Genomic DNA, 17,166 nt, shown 5'->3' with positions numbered 1-17,166 from the left:
TACGATTCAGGCACTTTAACTAGTTGGCCACTTTTGATGGATTCAGGTACTTAACCAGTCGGCTACTTTTGGTGGGTTTCAGGTACTTTAACTAATTAGCTACACTTGGTGCGATTCAGATACTTTAACTAGTTGGCTACTATTGGAGTGTTCATGTTACTACAACCACCATGTCACCGATTTGTAAGGAGCATTGCTGCATGCTAACGGACTGAGATGACGCTATTTGCTGTTTTGGGGATAGGTTTAGTATCTAACGGACTCACATGCCGCTAATCGCAATGAAATGGCCTTAAATCAGCTGCAAACCAATAGATAACGGCTCCTCAGTCCGTTAGCTTCCCAAAACCACTCAAAAAGGCAAAATAACGGCTGCTGAGTCCGTTAAAAGTATCTGTCGTAAAATCACGGGATCGTACCCGGGTCATGCCCTCGTAACAACAAAAAACCTATCCCGGCATCAGCCGAGATAGGCATCTTTTTATTTCTCCGCAGGAAGAATCACCTTAAAGGTGGTTCCCACTCCCACGATACTATGCACTTCAATCAATCCGCCGTGAAGCTGGACGATGGAATGCGTGATTGATAAGCCCAGACCAGCGCCACCGCTCCGTCTTGCCCGTGAAGTGTCGATCCGGTAAAACCGGTCAAACAGATGAGGAAGGTGCTCGGGAGCAATCCCCTCTCCATTGTCATGGATCGCAATCTCCACGCCAGATGGCGTTTGGGCTAGCGTGAGCCCGACCTCCCCCGTCAGCGGGTGCGTATGCTGGACGGCATTGTGGAACAGGTTGAGCACAACCTGCTTGATTTTATCCGGATCATACAGATACCGGATCTGGGGAGCCAGGTGGAAGGTCACCTTCCTGTCTCCTGCCAGTAGACGCAGCTGAGGTTCCATCTCATGCAGCATCTCATCCAACACGCCTTCCGTCTTCTGAAAAGAAGGAGAACGGTCAAGCCGCGCCAGCATAAGGAGGTCCTCGACAAGTTTGTTAATTCTTACGGATTCACCATGCATGCTTTTCAGTGCTTTCAGCAATGGCTCCGGCTGTTGATAAGCTCCACGAAGCAGCACCTCCAGGAAGCCATGTATGGACGTGAGCGGTGTGCGAAGCTCATGCGAAGCATCCGCTGCAAAACGGCGCATCTGCTCTTTGGCTTCCTTTTCCGCCTCGAAGGATATCTCCAACCGTTCCAGCATCCCATTGAATGATGCCGCCAGGCGATCGACTTCCACCTGTCCTTGATGTGCCGGGAATCGTTCGTTCAGGTTACCTGCATCAATCTGTTTCACCGTATCCACCATATTCGAGAGCGGAACCAGCGTTCGGCGCAAGACGGGAAGGAAGCCCAGAAGTCCGAACACCATCGCTAACAAGGATAGAAAGATAAAAGTAAGCAACTGCTGAACCAACACATCCCGAATCGGTGCAACACTGGTGCTGGCTTGAATAATGCCCTGGAAACCTGGCCCGCCGGGACCGCCCCGGGATCGTTCAGGCTCTCCGCCAATCTGATGAAAAACCACAAGCTGGTCATTGCCCTTCTCATCTTTGACGATGCGGTGCTCCAGCTTCGTTTTCTTCTTTGCCAGAAGACTCAGATACTCCTCTTGGCTTAGCTGTGGAGCTGGCTGGTCATAAGGGGAGGAGATCAGCTTGTAATTTCCTTTTTCATCAATAAAAGCAATGGATAACTCCGATACGAAAATCCGCTCCTGCTCACCAGCGAAACCAGGCCGGTTCTCGCGGTTTGAAGGAAATACGGGGGTCTGCCCGTCTCCAGCTCCCATACCCAAACGCAGCATATTCGGAGGCAGTGCAGCAAGCTGATTGCGGATGGTCTCCGCTTTATTTTGATACATGAACCGCTGCATAACGACATATTGAAACACGCCAATGAGCAGCAGCAGTACGGATAGCACTAATAAAGTTCTAGAAAGCAGTTGAAATTTCAGAGAGCCCGTTACAAAAAGATCGGCAAACCGGCCCTTCGTTTTCATGTCAAATCCATCCGGTAGCCGGCTCCACGAATTGTGCGAATCAGCTTATGTTCCTTATCGTTCAACTTATCGCGCAAGGACCGAATGTACACCTCCACGATATTCTCTTCGCCTCCAAAATCATATCCCCAAACTTTATCGAGAATCATCGATTTACTGAGCACAAGTCCATGATTAATTGCCATAAATTTGAGCAGCTCATACTCGGTTGGGGATAACTCCAGTACTCTGTCATGCAGGCTAATCTCTTTGCGACGGTCATCCATGCGAAGCGGTCCAATCACAACCTCGCCGAACAGGTTTGGAAAATGATTGCGTATCCGCGCATAAATGCGGGCAAGCAGCTCTTCAAAACTGAACGGTTTGACCATATAATCGTCCGCACCGATCGTAAGTCCCTTCACCCGGTCATCGATTTCGTCCTTGGCTGTCAGCATGATGACGGCGATGTTTTCCGTCTTTTTGATCATACGGCAAACTTCGAATCCGTCCATTCCCGGCATCATCACATCCAATATCGCAATATGCGGCTGAAATTTATTGCATGTCGTGATGGCGGAAAGTCCATCCGTTGCGGTCATCACCTCGAAGCCTTCATTCGTCAGGCCTAATTCTAAAAATTCCAAAATATGAGGCTCGTCGTCTACGAGCAGAATTTTGATTCCTTTTAACTGGCGCATGGGGTCGTTCCTCCCGGGTTCAATTCAATACAACACACTTTATAGACATTTTCTATAGTCAGTATCCCATATCCTGCCTAAAAGCAACCTGAGCAAAAGCTGAAAGGTTGCTGAATTCTATCACTTTTCAGTAATTTTTCAGCTAACTATCAATTGAATCTCAGGTAATGCTTCTATAATTAGACCAACATCATAAGGACACCAAAGAAAAGAGGAAACACTTATGGAGCCATTTGCCCCTTCCTTCCATTCGTTTCATTTCCAATCGCTCAAGGCTGAGATCGAATTATTGCTCCGCTGTGACGATAAAGAGCGCACGCTCATAACACAATTAACCGATGATTGGTTTCGCAATGTCGACAAGCGTTTCAGCCCGGCTCTTGCCGACAGTGAAATTTCTCTATTAAATACATTAGCCGGGGAAAATTGCATGGTTTCTAATACCATGCTAGAGGTACTTTTTTTAGCCGAAATGTACCAAGCTGTAACCGATGGCTATTATAATCCACTTCATGCCGAAGGCGTGCAAGCCGCCGCTCTTTTGGAATGGGAAGTAGATCCCTCCATGAAATCGATTAAGCTCCCCCATAATGCCAACATTCATTTGAGAGGGCTGGAGCAGAGTTGGGCAGTCAAACGATTAGCTGAATATATGCAGAAACAGCTTTCCCTGGAGCAAGGGTTAATCCTCGCCGGAGGAGAAATCACGGTATGGGGTCGAAGCTCGCTGGGCATTGATCCTTGGATTATTGGCATTCTGAACCCCTGGCATGCCAACACCAAGCTAGGTGCCATCGCTTTACCTGAAGGTTCCCTTTCGACATACAGCCAATTCGAAGATCCTAGTGCCGGCTCGGTCCATGATGTCGTACAGTGCACGGTTGCCGGTGAAGATCTTGTGGAATGCCAAGTTTGGGCAAGGACGCTTGCAAGACTTGGTGTTCATGAAGGGCTGGCGTTGCTGGCCAAGCGCACCTCCGTGTGTGAAGCGGTTGTGATTACCGCGGAACAGGAGCTTCACTATTTCGGGAAAAAAGCCTCTCTCCAACGAAGATGGCTGGATATGAGAATCGACCATTATCACTTTCAGGATAAGGTATCTTAAGTCACTGGAACCTTTATCCACATACTTGCGCACATTATCCACATATTTCGGATGGTTTACCCACAAGGTTGGTTATTTTATCAACAAGTTATCCACAGGTTGTTAGTAAGAACGAAAACATGATACAATTTTTCAAAAATGAACTAGAGGTATCGTATGAAGTATGATGTCATTGTCATCGGCGGAGGTTCAGCTGGCCTGATGGCTAGTATCGCCGCAAGCCGCCAAGGCGCCAAGGTTCTCCTCCTCGACAAAGGGGATAAGCTCGGCCGCAAGCTTGGCATCTCCGGAGGCGGCAGGTGCAACGTTACGAATAACAAAGACATGGATGAGCTTATTCAGCATATCCCGGGCAACGGGCGCTTCCTATACAGTGCTTTGACGCAGTTCGGCAACAAGCACATTATCGAATTTTTTGAAAATCTCGGGATCCGTCTGAAAGAAGAGGATAACGGGCGTATGTTTCCCGTCAGCGACAAGGCCAAAACCGTCGTAGACGCGTTGATCGGCCAAGTTCGCAAGCAGGGTGTGGAGATCCGGACGAACAGTCCGGTCAAAAGGGTCCTGTTCCAGGACGGCAGCGTCCAAGGCGTCCAGCTCCACTCCGGCGAGAAGCTGGACAGCCGCGCTGTCGTCATCGCCTCGGGCGGATGCTCCGTTCCGCATACCGGCTCCACAGGAGACGGATATGCGTGGGCGGAGGCTGGCGGGCATACGATCACGCAGCTTTTTCCAACCGAGGTCCCGCTGACCTCGAAGGAAGCCTGGATCCGCAGCCGCGAGCTGCAGGGGCTTTCTTTGCGCGACGTGACACTTTCCGTGTGGAACGCCAAAGGAAAGGCTATCATCTCCCACAGGGGAGACATGTTGTTCACCCACTTCGGGCTGTCCGGCCCCATCGCCCTGCGCTGCAGCCAGTTCGTCGTCAAGGAACTAGCCAAAACCGAGCGGAAGGAAGTCCTTCTTACTGTGGATCTCTTCCCTGATCTGAGCATGGATGAGCTGTACAAAGAAAGCATGGCACTCACAAAGGCTGAGGCCAAGAAAGCAATTAAGAACGTGCTGAAGCCTCTCCTGTCCGAACGACTGATTCCTATGGTGTTGGAGCGATCCGGTCTGGACGAGCAGCTTACGCACGATAACATTCCGAAGCAGAAATGGCTCGACATGTGCAAGCTGATGAAGGCTTTTCCCGTGCGCATTCACGGGACGCTTTCGATAGAAGAAGCCTTCGTTACGGGCGGCGGCGTGCATCTCAAAGAAGTCGACCCCAGCACGATGGAGTCGAAGTTGGTGAATGGCCTTTACTTCTGCGGAGAAGTCCTGGATATTCACGGCTATACAGGCGGTTATAATATCACCGCTGCATTCTCTACCGGCTATATGGCCGGTCAAAGCGCGGCGCAGCAGTAGATTGCCCCCCTGCTCCAACTAAAAAGGACCTACATCCAGCGGATGCAGGTCCTTCTTCATTTTACAAGAGATTAAGCTGTTACCGCTTCAAGGTCATCTTCCTCGTCACGATCAAATGCCGCGCGGTCGAATTCGCCTTCGGACTCAGCTACAAGCAAAGCTGTAACGGTTGTACCTGTTGCGTTAACGGCTGTACGACCCATGTCGATCAACGCCTCTACGCCAAGTACAAGACCCATACCTTCCAAAGGCAAACCAAGAGCTGTCAATACAACTGTCGTCGAAATCGCAGCAGGTCCCGGAACACCGGCCACACCAATGGAGGAAATTACGCTTACTAGGATAAGGATAAAGTAGTCAGATCCACTAAGTGGAAGATTGTAAACTTTCGCTACGAAAATCGCTACAACCGCCGGCCACACACCGCCGCAACCATTGAAGTTCATTGTAGCGCCGAGAGGGGCTACGAAGCTGGCAATACGCGGTGAAATACGTAGACGCTTCGTGATAACTTCCAAGTTCACCGGCAGCGTTGCATAACTGCTTCGTGTTGTGAATGCAACAGCGATCGTCGGATACGCTTTTTTGAAAAACTTAATAGGGTTAACTTTCGCTACCAAAAGGACTAAACCACCAAAAATCAAGACAAAGTGAATGATAAGTGCTACGTAAGAAGTTAAGATAATTTTGGCAAGCGGTGCAAGGGTTTCAAGACCATATTTCGCCGCCATACCTGCGATCAATGCATATACACCGTAAGGTGTCAGACGAATAACATACTTAACAACTTGGTGAATCACAGCAGTTGCTGATGTAATAAACGATTTAACAGCTGCTACGCTCTCAGGCTTCTTGGAACCAACGTGTACAATAGCCACAGCCACGAAGATCGCGAAGATCAGAACGGGTACAACTTTCCCTGTCGCCATGTCGTTAATCGGGTTAGATGGCACCAGATCCAGAATAACTTGGGAGAACGTTGGAATGTCTTTTGCTTTAAAATCTTTCGGTACAGCCTGTGCAATCCCGTTACCCGGATCGAACGCCAGGGCAATAACCAAACCGATCACAGATGCAATCCCTGTTGTCAGCAAAAACCAGCCGATTGTTTTCAGACCTAGTTTACGAAGCTGACCTAGACTGGATAAAGAGGAAATACTGTTAATAACTAAGATAAGGACCAGAGGCATTACGAGCATTTTAATCAAGTTAACATAAATCGTTCCGATCGTGCTTACGCTTTTGTACTCCAAATGCAATTGGTTAAACGCTATCCCGGCAACGAGACCAAGACCCAAGCCGATGAAAACGCGGTTACCAAAGCTTACTCTTTTTCTCCCCAAGAAAACGAGCAAACCAATAATTAATATTGATACGACTAAGCTGACCCAGTTCGATGTGAATGCGGTGACCAGGTTATTTTTCACTAGAATCATCTCCTTAATTCCTACGATCTTACTTGGTTTAATGGAATTAGAATATGACATTAGAAGTTACATGTCAATGGTTAATTTAAAATAATGCAAAAAAACCGAATTTTATGCTCGTTAATCCGAGATAAAATGCGGTTTTTTCTCACAATATTTGTGTAATTACGAACGAATTTTACAAACCATGCCTTAAATGGGGCTAATCCGTCTGCTTAAATCCGTATACCGGCACTGAAGTGATTATAGTCGTCAGAGGACGGGTCAAAAGCCGCTTCTTCCTCGCTCGGCACAGCGTCGGCATCACGTGCTGAGGCGTAATTGTCCGGCCAATCCTCATTCACGGTGTGAGCCGGAATGCGGATGGAACCCTCCAGATCATACGCCATAGCGTAGGTATCCGGCTCGGATTGCGTGGGCTGACGTTCTACCAGACGCCCGCCGTGCGCCTGCGCGATCTCGAGCGCTGAGGTCATTTCCTGGTCGTCGAGATGGATATGCAGCGTCGTCCGTTCTCCTTCCAGCAGCTCCGGCTTGTAGCCGAGCTCCTCCAGTGTATCCAGCGCAAGCAGCGCATCCCGCTCCTTATCAAAACCAAAAAAGATGGGAACAAAGTTCTTCATCGTATAGCATCCTTTCTTCCTCCAAATGAAAAGTCTGCCATTAGCTTCTGCAACTTGTTCCCTGCCTATTCTACTTCGTGGCTTCCTGCACGATTTTGAGCAGCTCGTCATGGTATTCGGGCACCGCTGCAACGATATAAGCCGGCTTCCCCTCCCCAGACCCGGATCCAGCCCCCGTTCCGCCAAGCAGAGCAAGTGGACTGCCGTCATAATCCGTCACCTTCACGCCTGCCTCCTGCGCCAGCAGCAGCCCCGCGTACAAATCCTCCCCTTCGGAGTTGTACAGGACAATTCCATGCAGATCGCCTCTGGCCAGCATTGCCCATGTCAAAGACGGCGCCCACATGCGCAGCACCCTCTTCACGGAATGCTCCAGATGATGCCGGAGCCCTAGCGCCCCTTGATCATTTTTGCCAACGGCATGGCCCTGAATCCATGAGATGGTGGATTTGACAAGCGCTCCGCTGGGCTCAGCCGCAAGCCTTCTGCCATCCTGCCAAGCGCCATCCCCCTGCATAGCGGCATAATTAAGCCCAAGTGCCGAATCGTGGATCACGCCGAGTATAATCCGACCCTGATAGCTTAAGGAGATGGAGACTCCATAAAGCGGAATACCTAGAGCGAAATTATTCGTTCCATCAAGCGGATCAACGTGCCAAACCCATTCGCTTGCCGAACCGCCTTCACCGGCTTCTTCACTATAGATACGATGAGTTGGGAACACCGCCAAGATATCATCGACAATGAGACGATCCGCTTTCACATCGACCTCGGTCACCAAATCGCCACGCTCATCCTTATGCTGAATATTCAACTTACTGCCGAAGTGCTCTCTTGCCAATTCTCCCGCCTTGGACGCTGCTTTCACAGCAACTTCTCTGGCCAATAACCGTTCCTTACGATCCATATTCCCTATCCCCTTTGTGGAAACATTCATTAGATGTAGTCATTTTACCATATGTTCCCTAAGAAAGTTGACTTGTGTGAAGCCACTTACATTGACAAGCAGCCTCTTCATAAGTGATAATATAGCAAAATATTAAGCGATATGAGCAGTCGAAAGGGGCATTACGAGCATGGTAAAGCATCATCAACACAAGATTTTGGATTGTACGATTCGGGACGGCGGTTTGGTGAACGACTGGGATTTTAGCGTGGAGTTTGTCCAAGACATGTATCGCGGTTTAAGTGCAGCCGGCGTAGAGTATATGGAGATCGGCTACAAAAACTCGGAGAAACTGCTGAAAGGCGGAGCATCCGGTCCATGGAGATTTTTAAATGAGGCTTTTCTGCGTGATGTCATTACCAAAAAGACAGATACCAAACTATCTGCGCTTGTAGATATCGGCCGTGTCGATGAGAAAGACATTTTACCCCGCGAAGACAGCTTGCTTGATCTGATCCGCGTGGCTTGTTATATCAAAGATGTGGACAAAGGTCTGGAGCTTGTTCAAAAGTTCCACGATATGGGCTATGAAACGTCCCTGAACATCATGGCGCTTTCCCATGTGATGGAAAATGAGTTGATCGAAGCATTCGAAGAAATTAACAAAAGCCCCGTTGACGTTGTCTATATCGTAGACTCCTACGGCAGCATGGCTCCTAAGGATATTGATTACCTGGTAACGAAATTCCAACGCCTGCTTCCTGAGAAAGAGCTTGGCTTGCATATGCATAACAACATGCAGCTTGCTTTTGCCAACACGATTACGGGAGCTTCCAGTGGCGTAACCTTCCTGGATTCCTCCGTATACGGTATGGGTCGCGCTGCAGGAAACTGTACGACAGAATTGCTGCTCAGCCATTTGAAAGGCGCGCGCTACGATATTCGTCCTGTACTCGAAATCATTGAAAAACACATGATCACGATGCGCGAGAAATGGGATTGGGGCTACCTCATTCCTTACATGGTCGTAGGTGCGCTTGATGAGCACCCACGCACAGCTATGGCGCTTCTGAGCTCAGCAGAAAGAAATAACTTCGTAGATTTCTACGATCGTTTGACTTCCGTAGAGACTGTGCCTGCTTCACACAAAGGCTAAATTCCGATCAAAGAACCCCTTGTCAGCTTGTTCGTAAGGCATTGCCTGCGAATGAGCGACAAGGGGTTTTTCTTATGGCCACGAAAAAGAAACGGAAACTTATTTGATGATTTTGGCTGAAACCACGTAATCCTCGGCATATTCCCGGTCAATAAGGAATGTGAAGTCCTCTTCCTCCCGGCGAGCGCTTCCCCTTTTCCGGAACACCTCGATATATTCACTGTCTATAAGCTGCGTGCAATCCTCATCGGCATAAATCAGGCCGCCGTCCAAACGTTTGATCGCTTCAACCATCGCTTCACGCGATTTTAACCCACCCTCAATTCGTACATACACTCTTCCTGTCGCATCTTGGTCCTGCAGTAAAATGACTACTTTCTGTACCGTCTTGGCGCGGACTTTCTTCTCGGGTGATATGCTCATCTGTTCGGCTCCTTTATCAGCATTCTCTGTGCTAGTTTATGTCACGAAGGTTAAACGCGGACTAGGCTAATGATCACTCTATGAAAGACTGGGCAGCTTCGGCACTAGTGTTCATGTATGTAAAAGCGCCTTACCTGAGAAACTAAGACGATGAATTGACGCCGCTGTTCTGGCGGGAGCTGGGAGTGAATATTTTTCCGAATGAGCCGCATATTGCTGATCGAGGATGAAGAGCGTATTGCTCGCGTGCTGAAGCTGGAGCTTGAGCATGAGGGCTATGAAGTACATACGAAGCCAGACGGGCGCGCAGGACTGGATGCCGCTCTGTCTGAAACCGAGTGGGATCTTATTTTACTGGACGTCATGCTGCCGGAATTAAGCGGTCTGGAAGTGCTGCGCCGTGTTCGCCAAGTTAACGCTACACTGCCTATTATTTTGCTGACGGCAAGGGATGCTGTGTCTGACAGGGTCAGCGGGCTAGATCAAGGCGCTAACGATTATGTGACGAAACCTTTTGCCACAATTGAACTATTGGCGCGCATACGCAGCTTGCTCAGACAGCGGAATCTGCAGGACCAGCCGGCAGAGCAGCCTCATTTGCTGAAAATCGGTGATTTAACCATGGATATGAAAAGCAGATCCGTAGTTCGAGAGGGAACCACTATTGAACTTACGCCAACTGAGTTTGAACTGCTGCGCTTCCTGATTCAACATCGAGATGAAGTCATGACGAGGGAACAGATTATTTCCGAGGTTTGGGGCTATGATTTTGTAGGGGATACGAACGTCGTTGATGTTTATATTCGTTATCTTCGGCAGAAAGTGGACAAGCCCTTTTCCTCCAAGCTTATCCAAACGATCCGTGGAGTCGGTTATCTGATTAAGGTCGATTCGGCGCAAGCATCCAAAGAAGCAGACGAAGCATCGGGTGCTGCAGCCCCCAAAGAAAAACCTTTATGAGTTTAAAGCTGAAAATTACACTGGGCGTTGCCGTCGGTCTCATGCTGATCCTTTTTATCAGCTTTACTTTTGCCTACTATATGTTCATTCGGGTTACCACCAATGGCGAAGCCGATTTGCTCAAAGAGAAGGCAAGGACGCTGCTGTTAAAAGATTTGCCCAATCATCCTGAGTATTGGCAGGACAATTCCTCGATGGAAGAACTCCTCATCCCCCAGGAAATGCTGCGTTATATTGGACCGGATTCCAAGGTCATTTATCAAATTTATTCCGATGAGACGCTAATTCGCTACCCCGTCACCTATGTGAATAAAGATACCATTACGGTAGAAACGGCTTCGGACGGCATCTATGTCTTTGTGAAAATGCCCGTTTTTAAAGAGGGCCATCAGCTTGCCACGCTTGAAATTGGCCGCAGCCTGCGGAGATTGGGCCAATATGCGGACATGCTCATCTCTGTGCTCCTCCTGACCTCAACGGGAACGCTGATTCTCGCTCTAATCGGGGGATATTTCTATACGAACGTCCTCTTCCGCCCGCTTCAGGACTTCGTCTGCACGATGCAGAACATCGAGCAGAGCGGCTCCTTCCGGCACATCAACCTGCCAGCGAAGGATACGAACGATGAATTGGTGATACTTGGCGCGACTTTCAACCGAATGATCGACAGGCTGCAGGATATGTTTCAAAAGCAGGAACAATTCCTTGCCGATGCTTCCCACGAGCTGCGCACACCCTTGACCATCATAGAGAGCTATGCGAGCTTGCTAAGAAGATGGGCTTTCCATGATGAAAAGCTGCGGGAAGAAGCGCTCGAAGCAATTATATCCGAATCCGCTCAGTTGAAGCAGCTAACGCAGAACCTGCTCTCTCTCACTGATGTCGTCCGGGAGAACTGTGAGCAGGACGTCGACTTCGACCTGCTTCCTCTCGTCCGTCAAACCGCGGCTTCCCTTCGCATGACTTCCGGGAGAGAAATTGACGTAGAGTTGGCTTCGGAACAGCAAGAACTTCTTATGAGCGGTGACTCCTATAAAATAAAGCAGCTGCTTATTATCTTGCTGGATAATGCGCTGAAATACAGCCAGCAGAAGATCATCATGCACATCGAGCTCTCCGAAGATCATTGGGTCATCCTGAAAGTCATCGATCACGGCATTGGCATCGCTGAAGGCGATATCCCCCTTCTCTTCGACAGGTTCTATCGCAGTGATAAAGCTAGGAATCGCAAACAAGGCGGCGTGGGTCTGGGACTGGCTATAGCCTTGCATATCGTGCAGAAGCATAAAGGCACTATTGAGATTCAAAGCCGTTTGGGAGAAGGGACTACAGTGATTGTCAAACTACCGACAACCTGTCAATAAGAACATTTTCATAGGATTTTCATGGTTCTCTCAGAAAGTGAAGCAAATCCAGCTCCAGCACAGTGAAAGGGGTTTCAAGGTAAATAATAGGTTATTTTTTATCTGGTATACTGGGGGCATGTCGAACGAAACCGACACAATGTCACTCGATAGATGAGCTAGTGAAGCAATTTCAATTAACTCATTTCTAGGAGGCTACCCTGATGAAAAAACAAAACCACTTGTACAAAAAATTAGCCATTACGGCATTGACCGTTTCCATAGGACTTTCTGCAGGAATGATATCCTCACCTCATCAAGCCGACGCCGCCACCACGAATGCAACCATCGAGGCATCGGTCACAGCAACCTCCCGTGCGAACAGCGTCATCAGCATCGGGAAAAACTACTTGGGCACACCTTACCTATTCGGTTCAAGATCAGGTCAAACGAACACCTTCGACTGCTCGTCCTTCACGCAATATGTCTTCAAGCGTGTAGGCGTCAACCTGCCGCGTACATCCAAGAATCAAGCTCATGTGGGCAGCTATGTGTCCAGAAGCAACCTTCGCACAGGCGATCTTGTGTTTTTCTCAAATCCGGGCAAGCCGGGGGTCATTAACCACGTTGCGATCTATATGGGAAATGGCAACCTCCTGCAAACTTACGGGGCAGGCGGCGTACGCATTACGAACATGCATAGCGGGACTTGGTCCTCCCGTTACATGACCGCCCGCCGCGTATTGTAAGGATGCACACTCGGCTAAAATAGCCCCTGCAGTTCCCCAGCGCATACGCATATACCAAAACCGTTCCTTCGTAAAATGGCGGGTCCTTTAGGCCCCCCACCCACTACGATAGGAACGGTTTTTATGTGTCTTCGCCGCCGCTAATAACGAATGTAGGCTTCCGTATAATTCTCCTTTAACCCTCTTTTACGCACCTTTATCTGGAGTAAGCGCTGCTTGTAACTGACTCTCGCCGATCTGGGAAGCACAAGCGTCGGAAATTTTATAATCCGGCCCTTCCCGCTAGTGAATCCGGTGAGCTTCATCTGATTCGATTTTACAAATACGCGAAGTGCCCTTGGATCCTCGCCTTTGGCGATTTTTACTTTGATAATGACATGTTCATGCGTTTCAAAGATTTCGGCGCCGGACGCTCCTTGCGTAGAAATGCTTGCGTCCATGCCCGGCATAGCTTTTTTCAGCATGTCCTGTACATATCCCTCAACCCACGTCATATTATCTAGAAAGGTCTGCCCTTTTTCAGCGAAAGGCAGCTTTTGCCCGAGAAACTTCTCTACATGATCCCATTTCAGCCAAGGATGGCGATTAAACCCGCTCAAGCCTATCACCTCGTTTTCTCTTGCAGTATATGTGCCTACGCCCTGATGTGACACCAATCTGAAAAACAGATCACCTCTGGGCGAATACCCTCATATACTAAAGGTGTGAGAAGCCTGAAGTCAGGGAGGCCGAAATATGCCATCTATTGTAGGGAACGTGAAAATCATCAGCGTTGGTTCCAGCTCAGTCGTCCACTTCGGCGATACCTTCATCATCGCACCTACCAGCTCTTCCAAAACATTCGCAGGAGCAGGCTCCTTTAATACGGGTGATTTCCCTCGTGTCTATAATGCATACAGCACTACCGTTACTAATGATTCGGATCTTATCGAAGCGAACGCCACCAGCGGAGTGATCGTTTAACAAACACGATGTCAAACACAGCGAGGTGTTCCTTATGAACATGATCATTCACCAAACCATCATGATTCAGCAGCTAAAAGTGAACTCCGTTGCCAACTCCTCCGTTCTTCAAATCGGCACCGCAGGTTCCATTCGTTCCTTGTCAAACCTCTATAATACAGGCGGTTTTGTTGAACCTACGCCAGCGCTTGGTTCGAGTGAAGTAAATCCCGTTTCGCTCGTTCGATTGCCGCCGCCTACCTGATCACCGCTATGAATTGACCACCATGCTGTTCAATGTAAGGTTTTCTAATGAAACCGGAAGGAGGTGCCATATATGCATAATTCAATCACGTGGCAGCAATGGGCCCAGCAGCTTTCCGCTTATATTGAAATGCAGAAGCAGCGTATCGATAAACTGGAAGAAACCGTTACGAAACTGCAGTCCGACCTCGATGCTATAAAAGTTGAGAAACGATTCCATATCGATAAAATCGAATATAATTTCGATCAACTGAAGGTTGAAAAACTGGACGGAACTTTGACCATAGGCATCAGCCCGAGCTCGCTGGATAACGTCGACGATTTCACAGTCAATGGCGCCTCAGTAGGGAAAGATGCCGGGCAAAATCAAAATCAAAATCAAGATCAGAATCCGTTCGCCCAGGGACAAGGGATGGGGATGGGGATGGGAACAGGGCAAGAATTCGGAATTGGACCTATGAATACCGGGAATACGAGAAAGCAGCAGGGCACGGAAGGGCAAGCCCATTCAGGAGCTGATATGCAGCACGACGTTTCGAAAGGCATTGCGCATTATCTGCAATATGGGCTCCAATCCGACATGTTGAACCTAGAAAACAAATACCAATACCATTTGGACGAAGATTACAAAGACCTTATCATAGACGATATTCGCAAACAATTGGATGCTCGCATTCAGCATTATGTCAATCAATACCGCGGTGTAGGATTTAAAGAACCAATGGAAGCTGTAACGACAAGTATCATCGATAAAACAAAACAGGACATTATCAGTGCAGTTGAAAGCTACATATCCAGTCTGCCAAGAAATGAGGGTTAACTATGATGAACTTGAATGTGGAAAACAAACAAATTTTCGTAGGTGATGTACGCATCGTCGGGGTTTCCAGCTCCTCGGTTTTTCTTATCGGCGATACAGAGGTCATCTCCTTGTCTTCGATGTTCGACACTCCTCCGGAAGCCGTCATCATCTCGCCATTCGTCCCGCTTCCACCTGAGGCCTAGAGGATGGCGCGCCTCTCCATTGTCGGCTATGTCTATGTGCTTGAAATTGGCGCCAGCAGTGTCATGCAGGTCGGAGATAACGTCACCACCGCACTGGATACCAACGTCTTCGCTGTGCAGCGCGAAGTACCGATCTATTACGGGAATGAAGGGAGCTTTAAGGCCTATCCCTTCTATCAACGTCCAATTCCCACACCTCAGCCACCCGAGCCATTTACAATGTGTGTGGATAACTTAGGCTCCTATATCCGAGTGCGGGGCATCAAAATTCTAGGCGTTGGTTCGACCTCTGTACTCCAGATCGGCAGCAACCGCGTAATTGGAAGCGAAGCCCGCATCAAAAACATCCGTCAATTCGTTACCGACAAGCCTGGTCCTCATGGGCAGCAAACCTTTATCAAGTTAGGCAGCGAGGATGTTATCGGCGACGTTCTGCCTGCAATCAAGCCGCCGCCTGGCTTGTAGGCTCCATAAACCCAAAGAACCGCCCCCACCCTCATCGGTGGAAGCGGTTCTTTGGCGTGGCTCACTTCGTGAGCAGCGGCTGCGCGCGGTTTAGCAGCGCAGCCATCTCCGCGCGCGTCAAGGACGCGCCGGGGCGGAATGTGCCGTTCGCGTAGCCGTCGACAAGGCCATTGCTGCTCATAGCAGCAATGGCCTCCGCCGACCAGCTGCCTGCCGGCACGTCAGAGAAGCTCTTCGCAGCGGCTGAGCCGCTCTGCGAAGTCAAGTGCAAGGCGCGGGAGAGCAGCATGCTCATCTCCTCCCGCGTTATGATCTGATCCGGCGCGAAGCGCTCGTCGCTGATCCCTTGGATCAGCCCGCTGCTCTTCGCGATCCGGATATCCTGCGAGGCCCAGTGGCTCGCAGGCACATCCGTGAACGAGGCGCTGCCGGCAGCCTCGCCTTGCAAGCCGAGCGCGCGCACGATGATCGTCGCGGCTTCGGCTCTGGTGAGCGCCGCGTCCGGCGCGAACCGGTCTGCGGCTGTGCCTAGCATCCAGCCCTTGTTCGCTGCGGCGAGGATGTCTTCTTTGGCCCAGTGCTGCTGCACGTCTGTGAAATAGAAGCCATCCGCCCACAAGCCATAATAATCCCAGGTATCGGCTGTTTCCTGGTTCAAGCTCCAGCTACCGGTACCTTTCAAGTTGTACTTGCTGACCAACTTCAGCTTTTCCTTCAGCGACTGTTCGTTCTCAAACCAAACCGTATAATCGCCAGGCACCAGACTATTGCCGTTGATACTAAACGATTCATCCGTTGGGAGAATTGTAAAAGAAGCAACAGGAGACTGGCTAGCCGTATCATAACGAACGGTTCCCCCATATTTCTGGATTAGCTTGCTAAGGGTTTGAGCGGACACACCGGCTCCGTTATCCGCTGCATTTTGATTCCAGTACCTTCCATAGAACGGGATCCCCAAGACAACCTTATCCGCAGGCGCCTGTGAAATCGCATATTGAATCGATTTTTCTACGAAGGGCAAACTAGCCACAGGTCCTGGCGTCGTATCGCCGGGATAGCTTTCGTCATAAGCCATGACCATCAAATAATCAGTAACCGCGGCTAAGGCCTTATAGTCATACAGACCTGTCCACCCCTGCGTTGTGCCGGTTGGATTGGCAGCCACCGCGACGGAAACTTCCTTGTCGCTACCTAGTTTATTACGAATGATTTTCACTAAATCGGTGTATTTATCCCGGTAAGCGGCATCTACATTTTCGATATCGAACTGAATGCCATCGAGGTTGTTATCTTGAATTGCCTTCACTATTTGATCCGCCAGCGCTTCGCGATTATCAATCGCCTTTTCTCCAAGTGACCGATCAAAATCATTGCTAAGAAACGGTACAACCCGTTTTCCCCTTTGATGCATGTCTGCAATGAACGAAGCTAGCAGAGAATCGGATAGTTCCAAATTGCCGTTTGCATCGATATGAAAATAACTCGGTGCCACGACATCGAGGGTTTCTCCGCTTTTATCCACTTGCGCTGTATACGAACTCGGGCTCCCAAAATACATGTAGGACATATTGAATTTCCCCTGCGCCGAACCAGCTTGAGCCAGAGCATCGTGAGGTTCCGAGCTTGTTGCTATCGTCAGTATCCCCGCTGCTGCTAAGGCAACAAAGATTTTACGCCATCGCTTGTTCGTCGGCATTTACACTCATTCCCTTCTCTAGCA

At 49.3% G+C, this 17,166-nt stretch carries 19 protein-coding genes; 11 read left to right on the top strand and 8 right to left on the bottom strand.

Annotated elements, in window-relative coordinates; genetic code table 11:
* Nucleotides 1-481: 481 nt before the first annotated feature.
* Both ACKTT9_RS02300 and ACKTT9_RS02295 read right to left on the bottom strand, forming a co-directional pair.
* On the bottom strand, nucleotides 482-2,005 hold the full coding sequence (locus ACKTT9_RS02300) for a sensor histidine kinase (RefSeq protein ID WP_407870336.1): 1,524 nt from the start codon (nucleotides 2,003-2,005) through the stop codon (nucleotides 482-484).
* Entirely contained in the window at nucleotides 2,002-2,685 is a 684-nt protein-coding gene (locus tag ACKTT9_RS02295) for a response regulator transcription factor (RefSeq protein ID WP_127458044.1), read from the bottom strand. The genes ACKTT9_RS02300 and ACKTT9_RS02295 overlap by 4 nt, the downstream gene beginning before the upstream one ends.
* A gap of 223 nt (nucleotides 2,686-2,908) precedes the next feature.
* Between ACKTT9_RS02295 and ACKTT9_RS02290 the strand changes: the two genes are divergently transcribed.
* Together ACKTT9_RS02290 and ACKTT9_RS02285 are read left to right on the top strand one after the other, a co-directional pair.
* Complete coding sequence (locus ACKTT9_RS02290) at nucleotides 2,909-3,790, top strand: FAD:protein FMN transferase (RefSeq protein WP_407870335.1); 882 nt, start codon at nucleotides 2,909-2,911, stop codon at nucleotides 3,788-3,790.
* 156 nt (nucleotides 3,791-3,946) lie between these two features.
* Nucleotides 3,947-5,203, top strand: a complete 1,257-nt coding sequence (locus ACKTT9_RS02285; protein ID WP_407870334.1) for an NAD(P)/FAD-dependent oxidoreductase — start codon at nucleotides 3,947-3,949, stop codon at nucleotides 5,201-5,203.
* A 71-nt stretch (nucleotides 5,204-5,274) separates the two neighbouring features.
* On the opposite strand, the gene ACKTT9_RS02280 is transcribed toward ACKTT9_RS02285, so the two are convergent.
* The 3 genes from ACKTT9_RS02280 to ACKTT9_RS02270 form a co-directional block, all read right to left on the bottom strand.
* Entirely contained in the window at nucleotides 5,275-6,630 is a 1,356-nt protein-coding gene (locus ACKTT9_RS02280) for a dicarboxylate/amino acid:cation symporter (protein WP_407870333.1), read from the bottom strand.
* A gap of 215 nt (nucleotides 6,631-6,845) precedes the next feature.
* On the bottom strand, nucleotides 6,846-7,364 hold the full coding sequence (locus ACKTT9_RS02275; protein WP_407870332.1) for a hypothetical protein: 519 nt from the start codon (nucleotides 7,362-7,364) through the stop codon (nucleotides 6,846-6,848).
* Nucleotides 7,324-8,160, bottom strand: a complete 837-nt coding sequence (locus ACKTT9_RS02270) for an inositol monophosphatase family protein (protein ID WP_407870331.1) — start codon at nucleotides 8,158-8,160, stop codon at nucleotides 7,324-7,326. Before ACKTT9_RS02270 ends, ACKTT9_RS02275 begins: the two co-directional genes overlap by 41 nt.
* A gap of 169 nt (nucleotides 8,161-8,329) precedes the next feature.
* Here ACKTT9_RS02270 and ACKTT9_RS02265 point away from each other — a divergent pair, with 169 nt between their 5' ends.
* The gene (locus tag ACKTT9_RS02265; protein ID WP_157323488.1) at nucleotides 8,330-9,295 is read left to right on the top strand and encodes an aldolase catalytic domain-containing protein; all 966 of its coding nucleotides are present in this window, start codon (nucleotides 8,330-8,332) and stop codon (nucleotides 9,293-9,295) included.
* Nucleotides 9,296-9,394: 99 nt separating this feature from the next.
* Here the strand turns inward: ACKTT9_RS02265 and ACKTT9_RS02260 are convergent, their stop codons facing one another.
* Nucleotides 9,395-9,718, bottom strand: a complete 324-nt coding sequence (locus ACKTT9_RS02260; RefSeq protein ID WP_407870330.1) for a hypothetical protein — start codon at nucleotides 9,716-9,718, stop codon at nucleotides 9,395-9,397.
* A gap of 201 nt (nucleotides 9,719-9,919) precedes the next feature.
* On the opposite strand from ACKTT9_RS02260, the gene ACKTT9_RS02255 reads away from it, so the two are divergent.
* The 3 genes from ACKTT9_RS02255 to ACKTT9_RS02245 all read left to right on the top strand — a co-directional run bounded on the left by ACKTT9_RS02255 (nucleotide 9,920) and on the right by ACKTT9_RS02245 (nucleotide 12,770).
* Nucleotides 9,920-10,678 (top strand): winged helix-turn-helix domain-containing protein, encoded by a 759-nt coding sequence (locus ACKTT9_RS02255; RefSeq protein ID WP_407870329.1) that lies wholly within the window; start codon nucleotides 9,920-9,922, stop codon nucleotides 10,676-10,678.
* Nucleotides 10,675-12,042 carry an ATP-binding protein gene (locus tag ACKTT9_RS02250; protein ID WP_407870328.1) on the top strand — a complete coding sequence of 456 codons (1,368 nt, stop codon included), beginning with the start codon at nucleotides 10,675-10,677 and terminating at the stop codon, nucleotides 12,040-12,042. The genes ACKTT9_RS02255 and ACKTT9_RS02250 overlap by 4 nt, the downstream gene beginning before the upstream one ends.
* A gap of 203 nt (nucleotides 12,043-12,245) precedes the next feature.
* A complete protein-coding gene (locus ACKTT9_RS02245; protein ID WP_407870327.1) occupies nucleotides 12,246-12,770 on the top strand; it encodes a C40 family peptidase in 525 nt (174 codons plus the stop codon).
* Nucleotides 12,771-12,910: 140 nt separating this feature from the next.
* Here the strand turns inward: ACKTT9_RS02245 and ACKTT9_RS02240 are convergent, their stop codons facing one another.
* Nucleotides 12,911-13,369, bottom strand: a complete 459-nt coding sequence (locus ACKTT9_RS02240; protein WP_157323497.1) for an Hsp20/alpha crystallin family protein — start codon at nucleotides 13,367-13,369, stop codon at nucleotides 12,911-12,913.
* A gap of 136 nt (nucleotides 13,370-13,505) precedes the next feature.
* Here ACKTT9_RS02240 and ACKTT9_RS02235 point away from each other — a divergent pair, with 136 nt between their 5' ends.
* From ACKTT9_RS02235 to ACKTT9_RS02215, 5 genes are all read left to right on the top strand, one after another.
* Nucleotides 13,506-13,733, top strand: coding sequence for a spore germination protein (locus tag ACKTT9_RS02235; protein ID WP_127457737.1), 228 nt, complete (start codon nucleotides 13,506-13,508; stop codon nucleotides 13,731-13,733).
* A 34-nt stretch (nucleotides 13,734-13,767) separates the two neighbouring features.
* Complete coding sequence (locus ACKTT9_RS02230; RefSeq protein WP_157323498.1) at nucleotides 13,768-13,977, top strand: spore germination protein GerPB; 210 nt, start codon at nucleotides 13,768-13,770, stop codon at nucleotides 13,975-13,977.
* A gap of 72 nt (nucleotides 13,978-14,049) precedes the next feature.
* A complete protein-coding gene (gene gerPC / locus ACKTT9_RS02225) occupies nucleotides 14,050-14,796 on the top strand; it encodes a spore germination protein GerPC (RefSeq protein WP_407870326.1) in 747 nt (248 codons plus the stop codon).
* 5 nt (nucleotides 14,797-14,801) lie between these two features.
* Nucleotides 14,802-14,981, top strand: a complete 180-nt coding sequence (locus ACKTT9_RS02220; protein WP_157323778.1) for a spore gernimation protein GerPD — start codon at nucleotides 14,802-14,804, stop codon at nucleotides 14,979-14,981.
* A gap of 3 nt (nucleotides 14,982-14,984) precedes the next feature.
* Entirely contained in the window at nucleotides 14,985-15,446 is a 462-nt protein-coding gene (locus ACKTT9_RS02215) for a spore germination protein GerPE (protein WP_407870325.1), read from the top strand.
* A gap of 61 nt (nucleotides 15,447-15,507) precedes the next feature.
* Here the strand turns inward: ACKTT9_RS02215 and ACKTT9_RS02210 are convergent, their stop codons facing one another.
* Nucleotides 15,508-17,142 carry an S-layer homology domain-containing protein gene (locus ACKTT9_RS02210; RefSeq protein ID WP_407870324.1) on the bottom strand — a complete coding sequence of 545 codons (1,635 nt, stop codon included), beginning with the start codon at nucleotides 17,140-17,142 and terminating at the stop codon, nucleotides 15,508-15,510.
* Nucleotides 17,143-17,166 lie beyond the last annotated feature (24 nt).

Source organism: Paenibacillus sp. P36, from assembly GCF_045866505.1.
Classification (GTDB): domain Bacteria; phylum Bacillota; class Bacilli; order Paenibacillales; family NBRC-103111; genus Paenibacillus_E; species Paenibacillus_E chondroitinus.
The sequence above is the reverse complement of the archived record's forward strand: the minus strand, read 5'-3'. Positions and strand labels throughout refer to the sequence as shown.